We start from the raw sequence: 4,255 nt of genomic DNA on the forward strand, positions 1-4,255 counted from the left end.
CCTTTGGCCAGGTCGAGGAGATCATCAAGGCTTATCGACCGCTGCCGGACGGTGTTCCGGAGCGCAACGACTGGGCCAACGAAGCAGTGGCCATCACCCGGCTCGAACAACACTTCACCGACGTGATGACATTCACCGCGACCGTCCCGTGGAACTTCGCGTCCGCTGGGGCTGCCACAGAGTTCTTGTTCACCAACTCCGCGTCCCATATCGCGGCCTGCAGTGGTCTAGATCCGGCACAGGTGGACAAGCTCACCGCCGAGGTCGAACGGCTCACCACAAGGTCATCGATGACATCTGACGGCATTCGTATCGACCTGGAGTACATGATTCTGCTCGGAAAGGTCCCGGCGTGACTACGACCCCCCGAACACCCGTACTGAACATCAACTTCATGTCGCCGGAGGTGGTCGCCGACCCGTTTCCGATCTATGAACGAATCCGGTTGCTCGGCAGGTGTGTTTATAACGGATTGGCCGACGTGTGGATGGTGACTGGATACGATGACGCAGTGGCGATTCTCGGGGATCCCTCCCGTTACTCCTCGCGGGTACTCGCCGATGAGAAATTCGGACCGTGGTACGACGGTGCAGCCACCATGCTGGGCAGCGATCCACCTGACCACGACCGGCTACGTTCCGTGCTGCGCCACTGCTTCACAGTACGCGCCGTGGCGCGCTGGGAGCCGCTCGTCCGCGCCACTGTCGAGGATGTGTTCGCCGCTCTGCGGGAGCCACTACGCGACGGGGAACCCATTGACGTGCTCACTGGCGTGGCGTTCCCACTCGCCGCCCTGGTCACCTGCAGGATGCTGGGCGTCCCGGAGTCGGACAGCAGCCAGGTCATTCGATGGACACAGGAGATGGCCGTCGGCAGCGTTGCCGCGGTGTTGGCGGACACCGAGCCAACGGCCGCGGCACTCTACCGAAATGCGGTGAGCGCGGGGATGGCGTTGGCAGACTATACCCGCAGCAGACTGGCCAGTGAGGCGCCGGCCGAGGACAGCCTGCTAGCGCACCTGCTGGCAGCCCATCGCATGGGAACCCTGACCAGACCGGAGGTCGTAGCCGCCTGTGTACTACTCCTTATGGCGAGTACCGAGACCACGGCCAAGCTGATCGCCAACGCGATCGTTCTGATCGCCGCGCATCACGACCAGCGCCGTGCTCTGCTTGCCGACCGCTCACTCACCGGAGCTGCCGTGGAGGAGGTTATCCGGTTCAGTGGACCGGCGCAGTTCGACCCCAGAACGGTGACCGAGGATACCGCGATCGGTGCGGTCTCCCTGTTGCCCGGCGAAACCGTCTGGGTCTTGACCGCTGCGGCAGGCCGCGATCCCATCCGCTTCCCCCATCCAGAGCGGTTCGATATTACTCGCTCACCCAATCGGCACCTCGGATTCGGTCATGGAATCCATTTGTGTCTCGGCGCTCCGCTCGCACGCGTCGAGGCACGCCTGGCTCTGGAGCAGTTGCTGTCGTTCGTTCCTGACTACGTCGTCACCACCATCGACTATGGACAGTCTTTTTTCGTACGCGGTCCAGTACGCCTGGAGATCGCACGCACCAGACCGGATTAGTGACCATGCCAGAGCTGTTCGAAACGAAGATCCGATGTGCCGGCTTGACTGAGGTTCGGAAGCGGCTGACCGACGCGGGTGGGTCTCTCGATACATTCGTGCATCAACGCGATACCTACTTCCAGGTACCGGTCGGTTGGCTCAAACTTCGGGTGTCCGTAGACGCCGCACAACTGGTCGCATACCACCGACATCAGGGGCCCGACCGGCGGTGCATATACATCACAACCGACGTCACCGATCCCGATTCGTGCAGGAACGTCTTCGGGGCTTTGCTGGGAGTGCTGGTCGACGTGGTCAAGACCCGGGAGGAATGGAGACTCGACTCGACTATCGTTCATCTTGACGAGGTTGTCGGACTAGGCGCGTTCGTTGAGCTCGAAACAGCCGTTATACCTGGCATGCAGGCCGATATTATTCATCGGCGACACCGACGATCACTCGCTTTGGAGGCCGAACCCGACATCCCCATGTCCTACGCCGATCTGCTACTGGGTCTGTCGCATTAGGAGTCGAAATGAAATAACTTGCGCGTTTCGAATCCTCCACAGGCCTGTGACCTGCGATGATGCTCTCGATCGCGTGTTTGTTACTTCATTACGTCCCCTTAGCTTGATTTGCCAACCTTTCATTCGCCCATCCGAACATGGCCATAACGGTAGAAGACAGAGATAGGATCGGGGTTATGGAATCGGCCCGGGGAAAAATAGGCCAGCCTCTTATAGATGCGACTTTGAGCAGTGAGAGTTTGATCGAGATGCAGCGGCGTATGCTGCGTATTCGACACTTCGATGAGCGTGCTATTGAGTTGCAGGCGAAGGGTTTGCTTCCTGGATGGCTTCATACGTCGATCGGGCATGAGGCCGCGGCTGTTGGGGCGTGTATGGCTCTTCGCGGCGATGACTATATGATCGGCTATCATCGGTCGCACGGCCATTTGATCGGTAAAGGTTCGCAACTTGGTCCGTTGATGGCTGAGCTCCTTGGGAAGTCAGCAGGAGTCTGCCGGGGCAAGGGTGGGTCGTTGCATCTGACGGATTTCTCGGTGGGCAGCCTTGGTGAGTCGGGGATTGTTGGTGGGAGTTTGCCGATTGCGGTTGGAGCAGGATTGAGCGCGAAGATGCGCGAGACAGGTCAGGTATGTTTGAGCTTTTTTGGTGATGGCACTGCGAACGCTGGTCCGTTTCACGAGGCGTTGAATCTGGCGGCGATTTGGGCTGTGCCGACGGTTTTTCTCTGCGAGAACAATGGTTATGCGGTAACGTCCCCAATTCAGGAGGCGATGGCAGTGGAGAATGTCGCCGACCGGGCGGCGGCCTATGCGATGCCGGGCGCCTGCGTTGATGGTCAGGATGTGCTGGCGGTGTATGCGGCGGTTTCGGCGGCGGCGGCGCGTGCTCGTTCCGGAGGCGGGCCGAGCCTGGTTGATGCGAAGACGTATCGCTTCCGTGAGCACGTCGAGGTCGTCGACTCGCAAGGGAGCTTGCCGCGCTACCGCTCGCCAGAGGAGGTGGAGGAGTGGCGGGCGCGGGATCCGATCGTGTTGTTCCGGGAAGAGCTCCGTAGCCGTGGGGTACTGACTGGCGAGGATGCTGTGCACCTGGAAGCCGAGGTGGCCAGGGAGATGGAGGGAGCTATCCTTTTTGCCCAGGAAAGCCCACTTCCCGAGCCCGGTGAGGCGTTCGAGGACGTGTTCGTCAACCCGATTGCGATCAGGAGCCGGTGATGGGCACTGAGGTGCGGGAAACGACACAGCTGACGTATTTCGATGCGACTCTTGCGGCGATTGCTGAGAAGATGCGCCACGATCCGTCGGTGTTCTTTATGGCTCAGGATTTGCGGGCCAACCTGTATGGCCGTTTCCCTGTTGATGAGTTCGGTAAGGAGCGTATTCGGAATCTACCGATCTCGGAGGCGGCTTCCGTCGGTGTCGGCGTGGGGGCAGCATTGACGGGTCTCCGTCCGGTGATCGATATGGCGTGCTCGACATTTCTGTACTCGGCGATGGATCAGATAGTGAATCAGGCGGCGAAGATCCGCTATATGTCGGGTGGGCAGGCGAAGGTACCGCTACTGCTGCTTGTGCCAGTCTTCTATGGTAATTCGGAAGCCGCCCATCACGCGGATCGTCCGTTCGCGCTGTTCGCCAACAGCCCGGGCTTGAAGATCGTCGCTCCGAGCACTCCGTACGACATGAAGGGGCTGACAACGGCAGCGATTCGTGAGGACGATCCGGTGCTGCTGTTCAGGGACGCTACGCTGTTCGAAATGCGGGGCCCGGTCCCGGATGAAGACTACGTGATTCCACTTGGCTTGGCGGATATAAAGCGTGAGGGGACTGACGTGACGGTGGTTGCGATCGCTGGTGCTGTCAGAGTCGCTCTTGCTGCTGCGCAGAGGCTTGAGACAGAGGGGATCTCGGTCGAGGTCGTCGACCCGCGCTCGCTCGTTCCATTGGATTACGAGACGATCAACGCTTCGGTTGAGAAAACTGGCCGGGTCGTCGTCGTCGATCCGGCACCCCGCACCTGCAGCTTCGCGAGCGAGCTTGTCGCCTCGCTCGCCGAGGAGCGATTCTGGCGGCTGATGGCGGCTCCGGTACGAGTGACGGCTGCAGATGTACCGACACCGTTTAGCCCGCCCCTTGGGGGACGTAATGAAGTAACAAATACGTGA

Annotated in this window: 5 protein-coding genes; all 5 read left to right on the top strand. The window is 60.3% G+C overall.

Annotated elements, in window-relative coordinates:
* Positions 1–356, top strand: a 356-nt coding sequence (locus ACY5KJ_RS13565) for a hypothetical protein (RefSeq protein ID WP_462203500.1), incomplete at its 5' end; no start/stop codon positions are given.
* A gap of 38 nt (positions 357–394) precedes the next feature.
* Complete coding sequence (locus tag ACY5KJ_RS13570; RefSeq protein WP_462203501.1) at positions 395–1,579, top strand: cytochrome P450; 1,185 nt, start codon at positions 395–397, stop codon at positions 1,577–1,579.
* Between the two features lie 5 nt (positions 1,580–1,584).
* A complete protein-coding gene (locus tag ACY5KJ_RS13575) occupies positions 1,585–2,088 on the top strand; it encodes a class IV adenylate cyclase (protein ID WP_462203502.1) in 504 nt (167 codons plus the stop codon).
* A 224-nt stretch (positions 2,089–2,312) separates the two neighbouring features.
* Positions 2,313–3,305, top strand: a complete 993-nt coding sequence (locus ACY5KJ_RS13580) for a thiamine pyrophosphate-dependent dehydrogenase E1 component subunit alpha (protein ID WP_462203503.1) — start codon at positions 2,313–2,315, stop codon at positions 3,303–3,305.
* The gene (locus ACY5KJ_RS13585; protein ID WP_462188032.1) at positions 3,305–4,255 is read left to right on the top strand and encodes an alpha-ketoacid dehydrogenase subunit beta; all 951 of its coding nucleotides are present in this window, start codon (positions 3,305–3,307) and stop codon (positions 4,253–4,255) included. Before ACY5KJ_RS13580 ends, ACY5KJ_RS13585 begins: the two co-directional genes overlap by 1 nt.

The organism is Frankia sp. CcWB3 (assembly GCF_977927595.1).